Source organism: Acinetobacter sp. ANC 4558 (assembly GCF_002135375.1).
Classification (GTDB): domain Bacteria; phylum Pseudomonadota; class Gammaproteobacteria; order Pseudomonadales; family Moraxellaceae; genus Acinetobacter.
Map to the genome: position 1 here is coordinate 71,241 of NZ_NEGH01000003.1, position 18,300 is coordinate 89,540.

19 protein-coding genes and 1 other RNA gene are annotated in these 18,300 nt (G+C 37.0%); 18 read left to right on the top strand and 2 right to left on the bottom strand.

Annotated features, from left to right (window positions below):
• The first annotated feature begins 20 nt into the window (after positions 1–20).
• The 3 genes from B9T31_RS04960 to B9T31_RS04970 all read left to right on the top strand — a co-directional run bounded on the left by B9T31_RS04960 (position 21) and on the right by B9T31_RS04970 (position 3,414).
• A complete protein-coding gene (locus B9T31_RS04960; RefSeq protein WP_416202520.1) occupies positions 21–515 on the top strand; it encodes a thioesterase family protein in 495 nt (164 codons plus the stop codon).
• A gap of 226 nt (positions 516–741) precedes the next feature.
• Positions 742–1,878, top strand: coding sequence for an HlyD family efflux transporter periplasmic adaptor subunit (locus B9T31_RS04965; RefSeq protein ID WP_086180859.1), 1,137 nt, complete (start codon positions 742–744; stop codon positions 1,876–1,878).
• 6 nt (positions 1,879–1,884) lie between these two features.
• The gene (locus B9T31_RS04970; RefSeq protein ID WP_086180860.1) at positions 1,885–3,414 is read left to right on the top strand and encodes a DHA2 family efflux MFS transporter permease subunit; all 1,530 of its coding nucleotides are present in this window, start codon (positions 1,885–1,887) and stop codon (positions 3,412–3,414) included.
• 78 nt (positions 3,415–3,492) lie between these two features.
• On the opposite strand, the gene glpK is transcribed toward B9T31_RS04970, so the two are convergent.
• Positions 3,493–4,977 carry a glycerol kinase GlpK gene (gene glpK, locus B9T31_RS04975; RefSeq protein WP_086180861.1) on the bottom strand — a complete coding sequence of 495 codons (1,485 nt, stop codon included), beginning with the start codon at positions 4,975–4,977 and terminating at the stop codon, positions 3,493–3,495.
• Between the two features lie 131 nt (positions 4,978–5,108).
• Between glpK and ssrA the strand changes: the two genes are divergently transcribed.
• Positions 5,109–5,467: a transfer-messenger RNA gene (gene ssrA, locus B9T31_RS04980) on the top strand.
• A gap of 184 nt (positions 5,468–5,651) precedes the next feature.
• Positions 5,652–6,788 carry a tyrosine-type recombinase/integrase gene (locus B9T31_RS04985; RefSeq protein ID WP_086180862.1) on the top strand — a complete coding sequence of 379 codons (1,137 nt, stop codon included), beginning with the start codon at positions 5,652–5,654 and terminating at the stop codon, positions 6,786–6,788.
• A 178-nt stretch (positions 6,789–6,966) separates the two neighbouring features.
• Here B9T31_RS04985 and B9T31_RS04990 read toward each other — a convergent pair whose 3' ends face one another.
• The gene (locus B9T31_RS04990; RefSeq protein ID WP_086180863.1) at positions 6,967–7,701 is read right to left on the bottom strand and encodes a hypothetical protein; all 735 of its coding nucleotides are present in this window, start codon (positions 7,699–7,701) and stop codon (positions 6,967–6,969) included.
• A gap of 106 nt (positions 7,702–7,807) precedes the next feature.
• Between B9T31_RS04990 and B9T31_RS04995 the strand changes: the two genes are divergently transcribed.
• The 13 genes from B9T31_RS04995 (at position 7,808) to B9T31_RS05055 (ending at position 18,292) form a co-directional block, all read left to right on the top strand.
• The gene (locus tag B9T31_RS04995; protein ID WP_086180864.1) at positions 7,808–9,232 is read left to right on the top strand and encodes a hypothetical protein; all 1,425 of its coding nucleotides are present in this window, start codon (positions 7,808–7,810) and stop codon (positions 9,230–9,232) included.
• A gap of 333 nt (positions 9,233–9,565) precedes the next feature.
• The gene (locus tag B9T31_RS05000; protein ID WP_086180865.1) at positions 9,566–10,474 is read left to right on the top strand and encodes a YagK/YfjJ domain-containing protein; all 909 of its coding nucleotides are present in this window, start codon (positions 9,566–9,568) and stop codon (positions 10,472–10,474) included.
• 413 nt (positions 10,475–10,887) lie between these two features.
• A complete protein-coding gene (locus tag B9T31_RS05005) occupies positions 10,888–11,190 on the top strand; it encodes a hypothetical protein (RefSeq protein ID WP_086180866.1) in 303 nt (100 codons plus the stop codon).
• Between the two features lie 32 nt (positions 11,191–11,222).
• Entirely contained in the window at positions 11,223–11,369 is a 147-nt protein-coding gene (locus B9T31_RS17755) for a hypothetical protein (protein ID WP_171264694.1), read from the top strand.
• 28 nt (positions 11,370–11,397) lie between these two features.
• On the top strand, positions 11,398–12,069 hold the full coding sequence (locus B9T31_RS05010; RefSeq protein WP_086180867.1) for a J domain-containing protein: 672 nt from the start codon (positions 11,398–11,400) through the stop codon (positions 12,067–12,069).
• A 138-nt stretch (positions 12,070–12,207) separates the two neighbouring features.
• Complete coding sequence (locus B9T31_RS05015) at positions 12,208–12,570, top strand: hypothetical protein (protein WP_086180868.1); 363 nt, start codon at positions 12,208–12,210, stop codon at positions 12,568–12,570.
• An 82-nt stretch (positions 12,571–12,652) separates the two neighbouring features.
• The gene (locus tag B9T31_RS05020) at positions 12,653–12,979 is read left to right on the top strand and encodes a hypothetical protein (RefSeq protein ID WP_086180869.1); all 327 of its coding nucleotides are present in this window, start codon (positions 12,653–12,655) and stop codon (positions 12,977–12,979) included.
• A 13-nt stretch (positions 12,980–12,992) separates the two neighbouring features.
• Entirely contained in the window at positions 12,993–14,030 is a 1,038-nt protein-coding gene (locus B9T31_RS05025; protein WP_086180870.1) for a DUF932 domain-containing protein, read from the top strand.
• 185 nt (positions 14,031–14,215) lie between these two features.
• Positions 14,216–15,208, top strand: coding sequence for a lambda-exonuclease family protein (locus B9T31_RS05030; protein WP_322853499.1), 993 nt, complete (start codon positions 14,216–14,218; stop codon positions 15,206–15,208).
• A 243-nt stretch (positions 15,209–15,451) separates the two neighbouring features.
• Positions 15,452–16,327, top strand: a complete 876-nt coding sequence (locus B9T31_RS05040; RefSeq protein ID WP_086180873.1) for a hydrolase or metal-binding protein — start codon at positions 15,452–15,454, stop codon at positions 16,325–16,327.
• A gap of 76 nt (positions 16,328–16,403) precedes the next feature.
• Positions 16,404–16,631: a helix-turn-helix transcriptional regulator gene (locus B9T31_RS05045; protein WP_086180874.1), complete on the top strand. Its 228-nt coding sequence runs from the start codon at positions 16,404–16,406 to the stop codon at positions 16,629–16,631.
• Between the two features lie 76 nt (positions 16,632–16,707).
• A complete protein-coding gene (locus tag B9T31_RS05050) occupies positions 16,708–17,292 on the top strand; it encodes a class I SAM-dependent methyltransferase (RefSeq protein ID WP_086180875.1) in 585 nt (194 codons plus the stop codon).
• Entirely contained in the window at positions 17,285–18,292 is a 1,008-nt protein-coding gene (locus B9T31_RS05055) for an HNH endonuclease (RefSeq protein WP_086180876.1), read from the top strand. The genes B9T31_RS05050 and B9T31_RS05055 overlap by 8 nt, the downstream gene beginning before the upstream one ends.
• Positions 18,293–18,300: the final 8 nt, after the last annotated feature.

Consider the following 18,300-nt stretch of genomic DNA (forward strand, 5'->3'; position numbering starts at 1 on the left):
TATTATTTAAGTAGTCAATCATGTCATTAAAGAAAAGTTGGACAGGTAATATTCAATTTGATTCAAATGCTGATTTAAATGTTATTTTGCAACAGCTTTGTCATGCATTTAATCAGTCTCCCTTTTATTCTTTTTGTGGAATGAGTATGCGGGTAATTGATGGTGAAATTGAAGCTTATGTCGAAATGCAAAAGAGTTTAATTGGCAATACCGCATTTCAAATATTGCATGGAGGCGTTGCTGCGACCATTCTTGATAGCATTGGAGGAATTGCAGCAATGGGGGAGCTATATAAAAATGCATCCTCTGAAGACTTTGTAGACATTAGTCAAAAAGTATCGAAACTTGCCACCGTAGATATTCGTGTAGATTATTTAGCACCAGGGCGTGGTCAATATTTTATTGCGCGTGCGGAGACATTACGTTTAGGACGTAAAGGATGTACCATGCGCATGACGATGGTAAATGATGAAGAAAAACCGATTGCTACGGCTATTGCTTCTTATGCATATTGAGTTTATAAATGTGATATGTGTAATATAAAATTAAAATAAATAGAGATTAGACTGCATCTAGACCAATCAGTTACATTATATGTTTTAGAAAAATAATTTTTTATATTTACAATACCTCACGGTTAAATATAAAAGCTTTCTCATCGACACCAAATGGACATATGTCCACCCTTGTTGAACAAGGTGATGCCTGATGACCAAGTGAATTGGATTTTAGGAAACTTCGATGACAGATGTTCAAAATACACCGCCAGATCAAATTGATGATACGCAATTAAAAGCAAAAAGAAAAAAAGCTTTGAGTTTTATTGCACTATTGATTGTAATCGCAGTGATTATTTTTTTGATTTGGAAAAACTTTTTCAATAATACTGTTTCTACTGACAATGCTTATGTGGGTGCAGAGACTGCATCCATCACGTCAATGGTGACTGGACAAGTTGCTCAAGTTTTAGTGAGTGATACGCAGCATGTAAAACAAGGGCAGTTATTAGTTGAGATCGATCCTAGAGATGCTGAAATTGCAGTACAACAAGCGCAAGCAGAGCTGTTAAAAGCACAACGTCAATTCAAGCAAACACAAGCAAATAGTAGCTCATTGAATGCACAAATTTATGTCAGTGATGATGCCATTCATAGTGCAACTGCCCAAGTAGCAAAAGCACAAGCAGATTTAACGAAAGTGCAGGAAGAATATAATCGACGTGTTCAATTACGTTCGTCTGGTGCTATTTCGCAAGAAGAGTTGAGTACTTCTAAAAATGCAGTGAATACTGCACAAGCGGCTTTGGAGGTTGCAAATGCGGGTTTGGCACAAGCGAAATCGAGTCAAAAAGCCGCGCAAAGTAATTTAGATGCAAACCAAGCACTGATTCAAGGTGCAAATGAACATTCCACACCAGATGTGTTGGTTGCTCAAGCACGTTTAAAACAAGCATTACTTGATCTTGAACGGACTAAAATTAAAGCACCTGTTGATGGTGTTGTGACTCGCCGTAATATTCAAGTCGGACAACGTGTTTCTCCGGGAGCAGTGTTAATGTCTGTGGTGCCAGAAAAACAAGTTTATGTTGATGCAAATTTTAAAGAAAGCCAATTGGAACGTGTGCGTGCTGGACAAAAGGTAACACTTACCTCAGATTATTATGGTAGTTCAGTTGAATATACGGGTACGGTTGTTGGTTTTTCAGGTGGAACAGGGGCAGCATTCGCATTGATTCCAGCGCAAAATGCAACAGGGAATTGGATTAAAGTCGTTCAACGTTTACCTGTAAGAATTCAATTAGATCCAAAGGAATTAGTCGAACATCCACTTCGTGTTGGCTTGTCGATGGATGCAACGATTGATCTCAATTCGAAGTAATTCGCCATGAATCAAACTACTGTATTTAGTGATCTAAAGGGTGGTCGCTTAATGCTAGCGGCTTTTGTACTTGCATTGGCAAACTTTATGGTTGTGCTTGATATGACCATTGCCAATGTTTCAGTACCTCATATTGCGGGCAGTCTTGCGGTATCCTCCTCACAAGGAACTTGGGTAATTACGTCATATGCCGTTGCAGAGGCAATTTGTGTTCCATTAACAGGATGGTTAGCTGGACGCTTTGGTGCGGTTCAAACGTTTGGCGTGAGTTTACTTGGATTCACCATATTTTCTATTTTGTGCGGATTATCGACTAGTCTAGAAATGTTAGTGATGTGCCGAATTGGGCAAGGGCTTTTTGGTGGGCCTATTATGCCCCTAAGCCAAATGCTATTAATGCGCATTTTTCCAGTAGAAAAGCAATCTCAGGCCATGGGTATGTGGGCAATGACCACCGTATTAGGACCTATACTTGGGCCAATTTTGGGTGGAACCATTAGTGATAATTGGTCTTGGCATTGGATTTTCTTTATTAATATTCCAGTTGGTTTAGCTTGTGCTTTTGCGGTGATGAGATTATTAAAATCGGCGGAAACCCCAACCAATAAATTGAAAATAGATTTAGGTGGATTACTACTTTTAGTTTTATGGATTGCAGCATTACAGCTCATGCTTGATTTAGGGCATGAACGAGATTGGTTTAATAACCCATTCATTGTAATTCTGGCAATTACAGCATTTGTAGGATTAATTATCTTTACAATTTGGGAGCTGACAGACAAATATCCAATTGTGAATCTTAAAATTTTTAGATACCGCGAATTTACTATCTCAGTATTGGCTCTTGCTTTTGGTTTTGGTGCATTTTTTGGCAGTATTGTTCTGATTCCGCAGTGGTTACAAATTAATTTAGGTTATACCGCAACATGGGCTGGCTTACTTACCGCAACCATGGGGTTTGGTAGTTTAACCATGTCACCTGTTGTTGCTAAACTTGCAACTAAATGTGATCAACGTGCATTGGCAAGTTTTGGCTTATGTTTGCTTGGTGGTGTGACGTTAATGCGTGCATTTTGGACGACCGACGCAGATTTTATGAGTTTAGCATGGCCACAAATTATTCAAGGCTTCGCTATTCCATTCTTTTTCATCCCATTATCCAATATGGCATTGTCGGCAGTACGACCAGATGAAATGGCCTCTGCTGCAGGTCTTATGAATTTTTTAAGAACTATGGCAGGTGCAATCGGAGCTTCTATCGCTGTAACGATCTGGGATGATCATGCGAAAGTTTCAAGAGCGGAACTTGCTGGTTCACTGAATATTGATGAGACTAAAAATACATTAATGGGTATCGGCTTAAATGATCAAGGTGCGATTGCATATATCATTAGTTTATTAGATAAAGAATCTTATACCGTTTCAGCCGATTATGTTTTTTTTACCATGTCTTTAGTCTTCTTTTTTGCAGGTTTGATTATTTGGCTTTGTCCAAAACCGAAAAAAGGTGTTTCTGCTGGGGAGCATATGCATTAAAGTAAATAATGGAAAATATAAATTAAAAAACCGCAGGAATTGCGGTTTTTTACTGAATTGAAGATAGATATTTTGTATTTAAATATTTGATTTAGCCCTTTTTAAGCCATCTTTCCATTGGGCTAAATGAGTCTGGCGTTGATCCTCACTCATACGTGGTTCAAATGCTTGATCCAGTTGCCATGATGAAGATATGTCGGATAATTGCTTAAAAACACCTGCTTTTAATCCAGCAATTGCAGCAGCCCCCCAAGCTGTAGACTCAAGCATCTTGGGGCGTAAAACAGGAACATTTAACAGATCTGCTTGAAATTGCATCAACATATTATTTTGACTGGCACCACCATCGACCCGAAGTTCTTTTAAAGGGTGAGAGAGATCAGATTGCATTGCAGTTAAAACATCTGAAACTTGAAATGCAATAGATTCTAAAGCTGCACGTGCAATATGTTCTTTTGTTGTGCCTCGTGACATGCCACAAAGTAAAGCGCGTGCTTCACTATCCCAATGAGGGGCACCTAATCCTGTAAATGCTGGTATAAGTATCACACCATCGGTATGTGCAACTTTTGTAGCAAGTTTCTCGATATCGCTACTTTTTTGAATAATGCCTAGACCATCTCTTAACCATTGTACGACAGCACCAGCCATAAACACACTTCCCTCAAGGGCATATGTTGGTTGGTTATTTATCTGCCAAGCGAGCGTGGATAAAAGTTTATTTTTACTGTATTGAACTTGGTTCCCTGTATTAAAAAGCATAAAGCAGCCGGTGCCATAGGTATTTTTTACCATGCCAGTTTCAAAACAAGATTGTCCAAATAATGCCGCTTGTTGATCTCCTAAAATGCCAGTAATAGGAATATTTGCTCCTAATAACCCTGTAGCAGTATCTGCAATGTGGCAATCTGATTGAACAATTTTAGGCAGTACTGAACTTGGAATATTAAATAAATTAAGTAATTCATCATCCCATGTTTGGGTTTCTAAATTCATGAGCATGGTTCGGGAGGCATTACTGGCTTCGATAATATGCGTGGCACCTTGTGTCAAATTCCAGACGAGCCAACTATCAACCGTTCCAAAAGCGACATAACCTTGCCGTGCAAGTTCAGCTAATCCCGCTACATTTTTGAGTAACCAAACAAGCTTTCCAGCACTAAAATAGGGGTCTATACGTAAGCCCGTTTTATGTTGTACTTTTTCATTTAAATTTTGTTGAATAAGTTGATTACACCACTCAGTTGCACGACGATCTTGCCAAATAATCGCAGGTGCTAAAGGTCGACCAGTCCGCTTATCCCAAACAATCGTTGTTTCTCGTTGATTCGTTAATCCAATCGCTTTAATGTCTTTTGCTAAAATACGTGCCGATGCAAGGGCTTGTTGTATAACTGCGATTTGAGATGCCCAAATTTCTTGAGCATCTTGCTCAACCCAACCAGAGTGAGGGGTGTAAATTTGTGTTTCGTATTGTGCACTGGCTTGAACTATTCCATGTTCATTAAAAATAATGGCACGACTTGAGGTTGTGCCTTGATCAAGTGCTAGTAAATAACCCATAGTGTATAAATTTTGTGATTTTGCCTGATGAAATCTTAACGTAAATATTTTAATTATCGTATGTGTTTATGCAAGTGAGTGAAAAATAAGCTATGGATATTTTTAGTTGTGTTATACTTAACCCATACTTTGGGGATGTTCTTGGCTTCGACGCTGGTGATGAAACTCATAGATGCATGTCGAGAGCGCATTTTCTCTCGTAAATCAAATTTGCATTTTTTAGTCGCAAACGACGAATCATACGCTCTAGCTGCCTAAGGGCAGCTTGTCCGAATCTCTGAATACTTGTGGTTAGAGAGTCCGACTGAAGCGCACGCACACAAGTCCGTATAAAATCAAGCCTTGGGATTTTGTACTAAATTAAGAGGATCGCGATTTGTATCCTGTTCGTCGGGTCACAAAGAGTTAAAATAATAGACGATATCTAAGCATGTAGTATTCTCGAGCGTAGTGCTGGCGGACGCGGGTTCAACTCCCGCCATCTCCACCAAAATTCAATTCAGAGATGTTCGACTGAATGTAAAAAAGCCTTTAAACTCAATGTTTAAGGGCTTTTTTATTGGCTGTATTATCCGATACTGTCCTAAGCTGTGTGACCCAATATTTGCTCTTGGTGGGTAAATATTGGGAAAATTTACCCAATAATTTTTAAACTTATTAAAGGGTAAATATAGATGAAGCTCACAGATACCGAATGTAGAAAAGCACAGCCTCAAGATAAGCGTTATCGTCTTTCAGATGAAAATGGCCTGTCATTATTAGTCACACCAGCTGGGCAAAAATACTGGAATGTACGTTATACAGTTCATGGTGAGCGTAAGTCGGAGTCACTTGGTCCATACCCTGAACTAAGTTTAAAGAAAGCAAGAGAGCTTGCACTTGAACTGAAATACAAACACTCTAAATCTGTTTTGCACCAAGATATAAAACCATTTTTTAAAGAGGTTGCAGAGGATTGGTTTGAGAACCAAAGAGAAACTTGGTCATCTAAACATATTAGTAATGTGCGAGCATCGTTAGATGAGCTTTATATTTCTCTAGCAAACAAGCGCATTAATCAAATTCAAGCACCAGAAATTTTACAGATTATTAAAAAGATTGAAGCTAGAGGCTCATTAGAGGTGGCAAAGCGTACTTTGTCACGTTGTGGCATGGTGATGAAGTATGCAATTGCACATGGCTATCGATATGATAATCCTGCAAGTGATTTGGTTTATGCACTTAAGAATAAAAAAGTGAAGAATTTGGCTTCACTACCTGAAAGTGAAATGCCTGAGTTTCTTAGACGGATTAAAGCCTATCCAGCAGATGCTCAGACTCACCATGCAATCATTCTGATTATGTTGACTGGCGTTCGAGTAAGTGAGTTATTGCAAGCACGTTGGGATGAATTTGATCTAGAAGAGCGTAAGTGGGATATTCCTGCTGAACGGATGAAGAATGGTTTACCCCATCGTGTACCCTTAACGAATATGATGATTGATGAACTTCAAGCATTACGTTTAACACATAATCAAGATTTGTTATTTCCACACCGTTTAAATAATAAAGAGTCTATGCGTAGTGAATCAATTTTAGCTGTAATTAAACGTTCTGGTTATACAGGTCGAATGACGACACATGGTTTCAGATCACTCTTCAGTACAGTGCTGAATGAGTCAAATTTATTTAATCCTGATGCGATTGAACGTCAGCTTGCCCATGTGCCACAGAACCGCATTCGTTCCGCATATAACCGAGCACAGTATTGGGATGAGCGTGTAAAGATCATGGAGTGGTACGGTAAAAAAATAAAAGAATGGCTCGTTTAATTACGAGCTTTTTATTTCTAAGTTTTAAAATGAATTTTTATCAAATAAAATTTAATAGAAAAAAGGATTTATATATTTTAGTTATAGCTAAATCATATCCTACAGCTACAACACTCGTAAATTAAAGTATTTAATATCAATATGTTAAATATTTTAAAATGTAGCCTAAAACCTCAATCTAGCTATATATACTCACTTTTAAGTTTTCTTTTATTTCCATGATTTTATTTTGAATTTTTTCTTCATCAATTTTTGATATTGATGTCTCTATTTTGTTTTCATCTAAAAGATATTTATAGTGATCAGACTTTAAATATTCTACAGCCAATAATTTCTCCATTTCTTTTATTTTTTTTGATAAATATTCATTTTTATTATTAAGATCATAAATATCTTTATTTAGCTTATCAATTGCTTGATTAAGAATATTGGCCTTTATAAGTTTTGTGTTGAGTTGGATTTTTGTTTGTTCTATCTCTTTTCTATTTAAATGAGAATTTATTAAATTTTCAATCACATTTTCTTCTCTAGAAAGTGACCAATAATTTTTTAATTTTTTAATGTTACTAGCAGTTTGTTGTGAAAACTTATACTGTTTTTTTAATAAGCCCGATTCATTTTTTTTTCTATCAAATCGTCTATATTTTGCTCTTAATTTATTATATTGGTCGAAGGATAAAACTACATAGGATATAAAATATTGTTGTCCATTGTTATAGTTAAAAAGACCACTTAGTTCTAGATTTTGAGTGTTATTTCGGAATGTTATATGGATCCTGTTTTCCTGCTGATTTGGAATGTATTGCAGTATGCCATCCGCATTTTTTGGATCCATCTCTATTTGAAGAAACTTCATTTTTTGATCCACATCAGTATTTAACCATTCCTGCAAACTGATCTCCGGTCTTGACATATGGGAATCCTTTTGTTTGTTGAAAAATTAATATTATATGTTACATTAACATGTATATTAACTTAATATTAACTTAATATTAACTATTTTTTTAATAGTGCTCTTTATGTCAAATCAACAAAAAATTAAAGAATTCAATAAAATTTTCTTAGGTATTGATCACTCATTAGATTCATTTGATAGATTCATCTTTTTTAGGCTTTGGCTGCTGGATCAAGAAATTGAAAAGTTAGATCAGTTAAAGCTAATTGATTTGGTTGAAAGGTTAAAAGTAGGCCGAGAAAAGTTAAAAAAAACTTTAGTAGTTTTATCAAAAAAAGGATTGGTTTATTTACAAGAAGATGATCGAATAATTATCAATAATCTCTTTCATTCACCGTTGAGAACGAAGTGTCAATTATTCGAGTTTGATAGATTTCTTATCTCTAATATTGATAGGTGTAGATATCACCATAAACAAAAATCTATCGAAAATTATTGGAATTTAGATTATAAAGCATGGTTGGTTTTATTTAGCTTAGTCTTATATAGTGATCGACATGGAATTGTCGTTAAACTAGGAATGCACGAGTTAAATATTTTTACAGGGATGGATCGATATTCAATACAAAGAACACTAAAAAAACTATTTGAATTTGGGATCGTTCGCTCGAAAATAAATGGAACGCTTGATAATCAATATCTAAATTTCACATCCGCAATTTACTTTTTGAATTTGTCCCATCCATTATGGGGTGAAAATATAAAATATCAGAATTTTAAATTCACTTATTTCCCAATGGAATTAGATTTACTTGAACAAGGATTGTCAGCCATAAAATATATTACTGATAATTTTAATGGGGATATAGAGAAACCGATATTTGAGACTCTTTTTAAAGACCCAAAAACAAGTAATTATCATTTTAAAAATTTTGATAACTTTGATTTTTTATTAGATTTTTATCCGCAGCATATTTTAGAGAGAGTTAGTATTTTAAAAGCGAAAGAGTGGAAAGAGATTGATTTAAAAAGCACTAATAATAAGAAAAATAATAGTCATCGTTTAAAGTTTGTTTTTAAGTATATTGCTCAATTTTTATCAATGAGAAATAATGGAATAGAACAGCTTTATATAGGCCATATTCAACAAAATATGATGATGTTTAAGAACTATTTTAGAGTCGATAAATTTGAATTGTCTGAAAATATAAAAAATATATTGCCTGAGATACGGCAAACTTTGGAAGTGGGTCAATTTCAAATTTATGCATTTATAAGTCAATTTTTAATGTGTAATGAAATACTGTCTATCGTACAGCGTACACATATTCATTCTCAAATTTCAATTATACCGATACCTATGCTTGATGACGGATTAAATGGCTATATCTTTCCATCTAAGGATTTAAAAGAAAATGAACTTTATAAAATCTCATTCATCGAAGATGATCGACTCTATAAGCGTATTGAAGAGAAACTTGAGATGACTATTGAAAACCAAAAGAAGTATGGATTGTTGCATCCAACGTGTGAAGAGTTGGTTTTTTAAATTAACTTTAGCTCAGGCATAATTTTAGAATTTTACAGGAATTATAGGATTTTTTAATAAGGATAGATTAAAGAATCTATGGAATAGTCAAGCATTACGGAGTTTTGGCTTAGCAGGTTATTAATATTATTAATAAATTAATAATAATACTCTACCAATACCTATACATTCTATGATCTATAACTAACTATACGATACATGCTAGTACATGAATCAATGAATACTCTATATGTGTATAGTGTAAGTATTAGACTGATAACTACAAGAAGATCTAATCACTAAAAAAATACATCATTTGTGTTTGGTATGAAATAAACCAAACACGAGTTAATCATGTTAAATCATAAACAATACCGTTCTATTGATCAGTTTGTTCGTAACCTAGCAACAGGTTCCAAGAGCCAACAGCTTAACCCTACCGATTTACTTCCTGAATTTATGCTTGATTCTAGATACAAATATAGTGAAGCAATTGAGATTTATGCTGAAGTGATGCAGTTGCTTAAATCGAAAAAGGAATATGTATCTCAACATGGCATGAAGGAATATGTATTTGAGTACATTCAAAGCCAAGCGAAAAGAATTACTGATCAAGATGCTGGCTACAGACGTTGTGAAATAAAAAATCAAAATAAGTTACGAGATTATCTGACCAATCTTTTGAATCATTATGCGCGGTTGCTCTTTGTGCGTGTGGATTTTGCGATTAAGAAACAATATCAGCATGAAGTTGATATTGAAAAATTCCAAGGCTATTTACAGGTGATGTCGAATCGCTACTCCAATCAAGATGGCTATTTTTCTGGTTTACAGGGCTATGCATGGGCAATAGAGGAAGGTATGGATAAGGGATTACATTGCCATACTTTGTTGATATTTGATGGAAATAAGCATCAACATGATTTTGGTCTTGGATTACAGATTGGGCAGTATTGGACTCAATTAACACAAGACAAGGGATGTTGTTTTATTTCTAATGATCCTGAGTATAAAAAGAAATTTATTCAGAGTGATACATTGGGTATAGGCATGATTCATCGAGATAATCCAAAAGAAGTACACAATGCCTTAAGTGCTGCTCAATATCTGGTAAACCCTGAAAAAGAGCTTCAACACCTTCGTGTTCGTCTGCCTCGAATGCGGACCTTTGGTACTGGGCAATATGTCACCAAAAATCGTAGAGGAATTGATCAGAAAAAGAACGAGTATTTGCATGGTTTTTCAGCACAGAGCTATCTCTAAGCTTGACGATATTCCTTTAGCTGATTATTCTTGCCCTACTGACCTACATTGTCAGTCGGTTTTGACAGACCGCTATCCTAAGTGCACTAAAAGATCTCTTCTTTTGGTGTGTGCCCTCGTGCTCCCTCTGCGGTAGAACGGGAGGGGGACACCTTCGGGTGTGCTGATTCTTAGGTTCAGTCTGTCAACCCTCTTTCGTTCTGCCACCATAATCAATTGACAGTGATTTGGTAGAACTTCTTGATACCTAAGGAGTCCGCCATGCGAACTTATTTTAAAAATAATTTTCTATTCTCTTTATTTTCATCCATTCCCATCTTGATTTAGTCAGGTATTGGCACATTGTTGTGAATAGCTTTTTAAGTACTTCACAATAATCAAAATTGAATGATGAATAATTAGAGGGAAATCCCGTGTCCTATTTTAATTTGGCTACTGCACCAAAATATCCTTATTTTTCTATTTTTAAGATTCTATGCGTTGCAATACTAACGATGCTATTGAGTGCTTGTGCCCCTAAAGTTGAACGCCAGTTCAAACAAGGTTGTAAAGAAGCAGGAGGTAATAATGCCTTCTGTTCATGTGTCTACGATAAATTAGAAGCACATTACGGTACTCAGACACTCAAAGATATTGAAGATATTTATAAAGTCCCTGCTGACTTTAATGAGCGTGGTCAGGCCTACACGCTGAAATGTATCCATAAATTGAAATAAAAAAATAATTCAAGTATTTAGGATTTTAAACAATGAGAAATTTTATTGGTTTCTATGTCATCGTATTGCTGGGTTATTGGCTTTATTTGATTTATAGCTATCCAGATTTGTATTCTAAAGCCTACCTGTTCGGTAAGGCATTAACGTGGCCTTTTCAGTTGTTGGGTTGGATTTTTTAAAGCTCAACACTGACGATCAGGATCAATTATGGCCCAAATTACTTTTCAACATTTTTTACAACAGACTGTTTTGAGGCATCATCTCAAAGCACAACTCGGTATTTATATTACACCGGATATCCCTTATAAAAAGCGCTTAGGTGCACAATATTATCTACCAGAGCAGATCAATCACTCAGCTATACTTTTACTAGTTGATGACACGGTATTCGGTAGTGCTAAGGCTGGATTAGTTGTAACTGACACAGGATTATATTATCGAGCAGATTTTGAATCGATGTCTCATTACCCTTTTCAAATGTTACAGTCTATTGAAGCTAAGCTGGGCTTAATCAATCATGATCTTATTTTGAATCATCAAATACAGTTAAATTTCACACAGCTTTCAAGCTCATCCATACAGATACTTGCTCAAGTACTCGATGCTTTTCTACAGCAATTACATCATCACGATGAGCACAAGCAATACGTTGATCGTGATGCAATGTCTGTTGTACACGCCTGTAAATTATTCGAATTACAGCCAGAGCAATTGAATAGCCTAACCCTTAAACAGGCATATCGAAAAAAGATAGCAATATTTCATCCTGATCAGTATCACAATTTACCCTTGGCAGTACAGGAGCTCATTGCTGATCATGCTCAACAGCTCAATCAAGCACGTGAAGTATTACAAGAGTGGATTCGATATTCAGAATAAATAAATTTCAGATACATATTACCCAGATGAAGACCGGAAATTTATTTATCGGTCGTACTTATACATTCACAACATGATGATGTTTATTCTATTGCGTTTGGAAAAAACGATTCATTATTTCCATAGTGGGAACAAAAAATGAAAATATTCATTTGGACATTTTTAATTCTTCTTATATCCATATCGACATTAACTGCATGTGGCTCTTCTTCTTTAGATCCAGATACATTTAGTGTAGAAATTTCAGTACAAGATAATAGTAATTGGTGGTCTGGTGCTCAGACTGTTTCAGTATTGATGATCCGTTCTAATGTCGCTGAACAAATAGAGGTCACCAATGTTACGGTCAATAATGGCCAATGTGGTTATCAAAATATAAATTTCCCACGCTATTTTCAAATGGGACAAATCTTAAAATTACAATTGAAATGTCATGTCAATAACGTAGTACAAGTCGATGTAGAAACCACTCAAGGCCAGCTTAGCTACCAGTTTAATTAATAGCTAACAACAGAGAAAGAATTTAAAAGCCATGTCCTGCAAAGGGCATGGCTTTTTTTATGACTGTTTAGAGGAAAAAATAATGAAATTTTGTCCATATTGTGGATCAGAGCAATTAATCCGTATTGATCGTATATCAACAGAAAGTACTGGCACATCTGGTGCTTTCTTTTCTTCAGCCAATATTACTGCCATCTGTACTCAATTAGCACGAGGCATGAAAGTACCTCCATTACTAGGTACAGCAGTAGGTATTGTAGTTAGTGGTGTTGCTTTGGTGATTCAAGAGCATTTTACGCCTAAAAAACTTTCATCCTTCATATCGATGATGTTTTGTACTAGTTGTCAACAAAGCTTTGATTGTCCAAATCATCATGCTCAATCATCACATTCAGATAATAGACTTTAAGGAGATTCTCATCATGGCACATCAAATTGAACAAATGGCTTACGTTGGTGAAACACCTTGGCATGGTTTAGGAAATCAATTGACTGAACATCAACCCATTGAAGTCTGGGCTAAACAGGCAGGTATGGATTGGCGAATTGAATCTTCAGATGTCAGCTATATGGCAAAGAATGAACGTGGTCAAAGCATTATTATGCCTTTTGAAGAGCAACGTGTGCTGTATCGCTCTGATACGCATGCACCTTTATCCGTTGTGAGCCAACGCTATCAAGAGGTTCAACCTATCGAAATTCTAGAGTTTTATCGGGATTTGACTGAACAATCCGGCTTTGAACTCGAAACTGCTGGAGTATTGAAAGGTGGTAAGAAACTGTGGGCTTTAGCACGTACAGGGCAATCTACAGCGTTAAAAGGCAAAGATGTCAGTCATGGTTATATTCTGCTGGCAACCGCTTGTGATGGCAGTTTGGCGACCACAGCTCAATTTACCTCAATTCGTGTAGTCTGTAATAACACCTTAGCCATTGCCCTTAAGGGGGCAAATGCCAGTGCCGGTGTAGTCAAAGTTCCACATAGCACCAAGTTTGATGCGGATAAGGTCAAACAACAACTTGGTCTTTCAGTGAATAACTGGCATGAGCATATGTATGAAATGAAACAGCTGACTCAGCGCAAAGTATCACAACAAGAAGCGGCTGCTTATTTCGACTCCGTGTTTAACAACAGCACAATGGTGATGATTGACGCTGAAGATAACTTGATTCAGTTCTATCGTCAGGTTGCCTCAAATGCTCAAAATCAAGCGAATAAGACGGAACCAAATGGTCGTGCAATGACCAAGGCGATGAACATGTTTAATGGTCAAGGACGAGGTGCAGAGCTTTCGTCAGCCAAAGATACCGCTTATGGCTTACTGTGCGCCATGACTGAGTTTGTGGACCATGAGCGTCGTGCGATGAGTACTGATCATCGTTTAGATTCCGCATGGTTTGGTGCAGGTGCAGGATTAAAGCAACGTGCCTTAGATAACGCATTACAACTTATAGCCTAAGTTATTTGAAAATTACGCCTAAACATTAAGGCGATCTCATAATGATCTGTCTGACATTCGTCAGACAGGTTTTTTTTATGTCGTTTATTTGCATCGCATTCAACGATGAGGAAAAAATCATGAATCCAAATAATATATCAACTCAATCACAGCCAGTACTTTCATCGGGTGCTGTTCTTTCAGAATTGATCACGCATAAAAAAGCGAATTCAGCCAAACGTTTAGTCAATACTAAAAATATGGCTTATCAAGAGTGGCTTGAAGTTAGAAAACAGGGTATTGGCAGTAGTGATGCCGCAACCGCCTGTGGTTTGAACCCTTATATGTCGATGCTTGAACTTTGGATGATCAAAACAGGACGGCAAACACAGTCGATTGAAGATGAAAGTTCTGGTGTTGCTCCACTGTATTGGGGCAAACAACTCGAACCATTGGTCGCTGAGTATTACAGCATGCATACCAATAATAAGGTACGCCGAGTTAATGCGGTGTTACAGCATCCTGATCCTGATAAACATTTTATGCTGGCTAATCTCGATTATGCCGTTGTTGGAACTGATGAGGTGCAAATTCTCGAGTGTAAGACAGCAGGGCAACATGGTATCAAGCTTTGGCGTGATGGTGTGCCCTTGTATGTACTGTGTCAGGTACAACATCAGCTGGCAGTTACAGGGAAACAAGCAGCGCATGTTTGTGTATTACTGTGTAGTCACGAAACCAAGATCTTTAAGGTCTCTCGTGATGAAGCGGTCATTGAACAGATGATTCAGGCAGAGCGTTATTTTTGGGACTGTGTGATAAGCGATACGCCACCTTCTGTCGATGCCAGTACTTCTGCTGCAAAAGTGATTCAGCAATTGTATCCAGCACATATCCCACTTTCAGTTGAGGATTTATCCGAGCTTCCTGAAGCCAATCAATTGTTTGAGCAGTTGATTCAAAGTAAGCAACAGATTGAAGTTCATCAAGAGATTTTTGATCAAAGTAAACATCAGATTCAAATGTTGATGAAAGATGCAGAGCGTGCGCTATTCAAAGCTGGCTCAGTGATTTGGAAACGATCTCAAGACAGTATAAGTTTAGATACGAAAGCTTTATTGAAAGCTCAGCCTGAATTACTCAGCCAGTATCCCTTACATAGAGCAGGGAGCCGTCGCTTCAATATCTATACGGAGTAATTCATCTCCATATTGCTCCAATCCAAAAACAGCAAAGCCGTCCCGTTTGCCCTTCCTCCATCATGGAGGAAGGGCGTGAGAACAGCTTTGCTTCTTCAACATGCCTAAAAAAGAAAGAAATGCGGAACTTTTTCGTCTTTTTGGAGTTACCTCCTAAAAAGAAACGATCTGGTCCCAAGGCAAAAGAGTCATGTAGTCAAAACATATCTGAAATCGATAAAAAATTAATTCAAGGAAATCACCATGATTAAAGGTTTAGCTATTACCCCACCGATTCTAGGGCGAATCAGCATTGGTCGAGTGGTTGAGAAAAATGGTAAACGTGTACCTGAAAAAGATGACCAATTTACCATTACCAGTCAGATCCAAAATAAAGAAGGTTGGGTGAAACATCCTTTAGATGAACAACTACGAGCACAAGCTCCAAACCAAAAACTACGCAGTATTCCTGTACGCATGCTATTTAATGATCCTGATTTGAATCTGCGAGCTGAATACAGTTTATTTGATCGTCAGACAGGACGGCCTGTTTGTGTTGGAAATGGAGAAACCTGTCAACGGATGACAGCACAAGGAGTAGAGCAACATTCCTGTCCATCACCTGATCTGTGTGCTTTAGCGCAAGGTGGGCACTGTAAACCCTATGGGCGTTTGTATGCCAATTTAGATCAGTCAGATGAAATGGGCAGTTTTATTTTTAGAACCACTGGATTTAACAGTATTCGAACTCTCGCAGCTCGATTGCGTTACTACCATGCAGCTTCCAATGGTTTGCTTTCATGCCTGCCACTGCAATTGACCTTACGTGGAAAGAGTACGACTCAAAGCTATCGTCAACCTGTTTACTACGTGGATCTCACCTTACGTGATGGTACAGATTTACAGTCAGCGATTCAAACTGCTCAAGAAATTCATCAACACAGTCAGCAAGCAGGTTTTAATCAGCAAGCTTTGGATCAGGTCGCAAGTGAGGGGTTAAGGAATGCACAGTTTATACAAGAGCCAATGGAGATATTAGATGAGTTTTATCACATTGGGCAGCATGACCAACCTACGATGGAAACAGTAAATGTAGGTTTATCACAACAACTGAAACAATCGGTTCAGCAAGTTAGTTAAGAGAGTTAATTTTTTACGGAAGTCCTTATTCATTTGAGCGAACAACCGCTCGCATCAATGATTAGGAGTAAAGCTCATGAATGCGTTTATCGGTCAAACATTTCAAATGAATCAACTCATCAACATTAAGCAGGTTGTAGAATTTGTAGGAGTAGCACGTTCTACCATCTATGAAATGATGGATGAGAACTCACCTTACTACGACCCTACTTTTCCAAAGAAAGTCAAAATTAGCCAAAATCGTATCGGTTGGTCAGCTTATGAGATTAATCAATGGATTGAAAAAAAGCTTGCTGAGCGTTAATAACCAGGGAGCTTTTGCTCCCTTATTTTTTTGTTTTTTAGTAGACTGAGATCAACCTTTAGCCTAAGTCCTCAATATGAAAACAATAGATTATTACAACAAATATGCAGATGAATTTACACAAGCAACATTAAATGTAGATATGGAAAGCCTGTATCAGCTTTTTTTAGCTGAGTTGCCTGAGTATGTTCACATCCTTGATGTTGGTTGTGGATCTGGGCGTGACACTTTAGCTTTTAAAAATAAAGGCTATAAAGTCGATGCAATAGATTACTCAGTAGGGCTTGTAGAAAGAGCAACCTTACTTACGGGTATTCAAGTGAAGTTGCAGAGCTTTTATGAGATTGATGAGCAAGAGATTTATGAAGGTGTGTGGGCATGTGCCTCTTTATTGCATTGTGAACGTAATCGATTGGTTGAGGTCGTAGGGAAGCTGGTAAATGCATTGAAACCAAATGGCGTGCTATATATGTCATTTAAATATGGTGATAGTGATCGAGACAAGGATGGTCGAGTATTTACTGATTTAAACGAAGAACAAGCGGAGGCTTTACGAGAGCAGTTTGATTATGTTCAAAAAATTAATCAGTGGACCACAATAGATCAGCGACCTGATAGACAAGAAAAATGGCTCAATTTGCTTTGGAAAAAATATGCCTGACTTTATTCCTACGGCACAGGAACAGCTTAAGTTCCTTAAAAACATTCAGCTGATTTTACAATCGGGTAGTTTTAGCAGTACCTATAAGTTTGCTTTACTGATTAGCCTGAGTCGATTGGCAATCGAGAAGGGTGATGACTCAGGTGGTAGTCTATCACTTGAATATACGGATATCGCTGAAAAATTTATTGAGCTGTATTGGAAGCAAGCGGTGCCATATGTGTTTAATGATGAAGGTCAACTGATCTTAAATCAGAACAATGGTAAGCAAGCAGCTATTGTAAATCGGATTATTGATCTTCGGCAGAGTTACTCATCTCTTGGGCTATTAAGACGAGACGCTCTGATATGGTTAAAGTTAGTTAAAGATGTTGCCCGAACTGTCAAAGAGATGCCGGTCCGTTACTTGCAAAACATAAATGGTCAAAATTTTGAGTTTTTATATCAACTTGATCCGTGTAGAAAGCAACTTATTCTTTTACCTCAAGTGATGTATTGCTTAAGACAATTCAGCGAGATCATTGAAGAACTATGTCAGAAACGTTGGATTGATTACATTCGTAAAAACAGTAGCAATGTGCCAATTTTGAATAAATTACCGAACCTTGAACAATTCATGTTTGAGCCGAGTCGAAATCAGTTAAATGCAGTAGCAGATGTATTGATTGAGTTACAGGACTATAAATGTTTCTACTGTAATAAGCCGATGCGAAAAGGTAATTATGCAGTCGATCATTTTATCCCTTGGTCGATGTACCCATCGGACACAGGGCATAACTTTGTGTTGGCAGATTCAAGTTGTAATTCTAAGAAAAGTAATCTACTAGCATCACATGGGTTTTTGCATAAGTGGCAGGAGCGGAATGAAGAACATGATTTGATTATCGTTGATCAAATTTCTGTGCTTGGATTTCTAACAGATAAAGAGCGGTCGCATAAGGTAGCGGAGTGGGCATATGCTCAGGGGCAAGAGAGTAATTATTTCTTTTGGCAAATTTAATTTTTGTT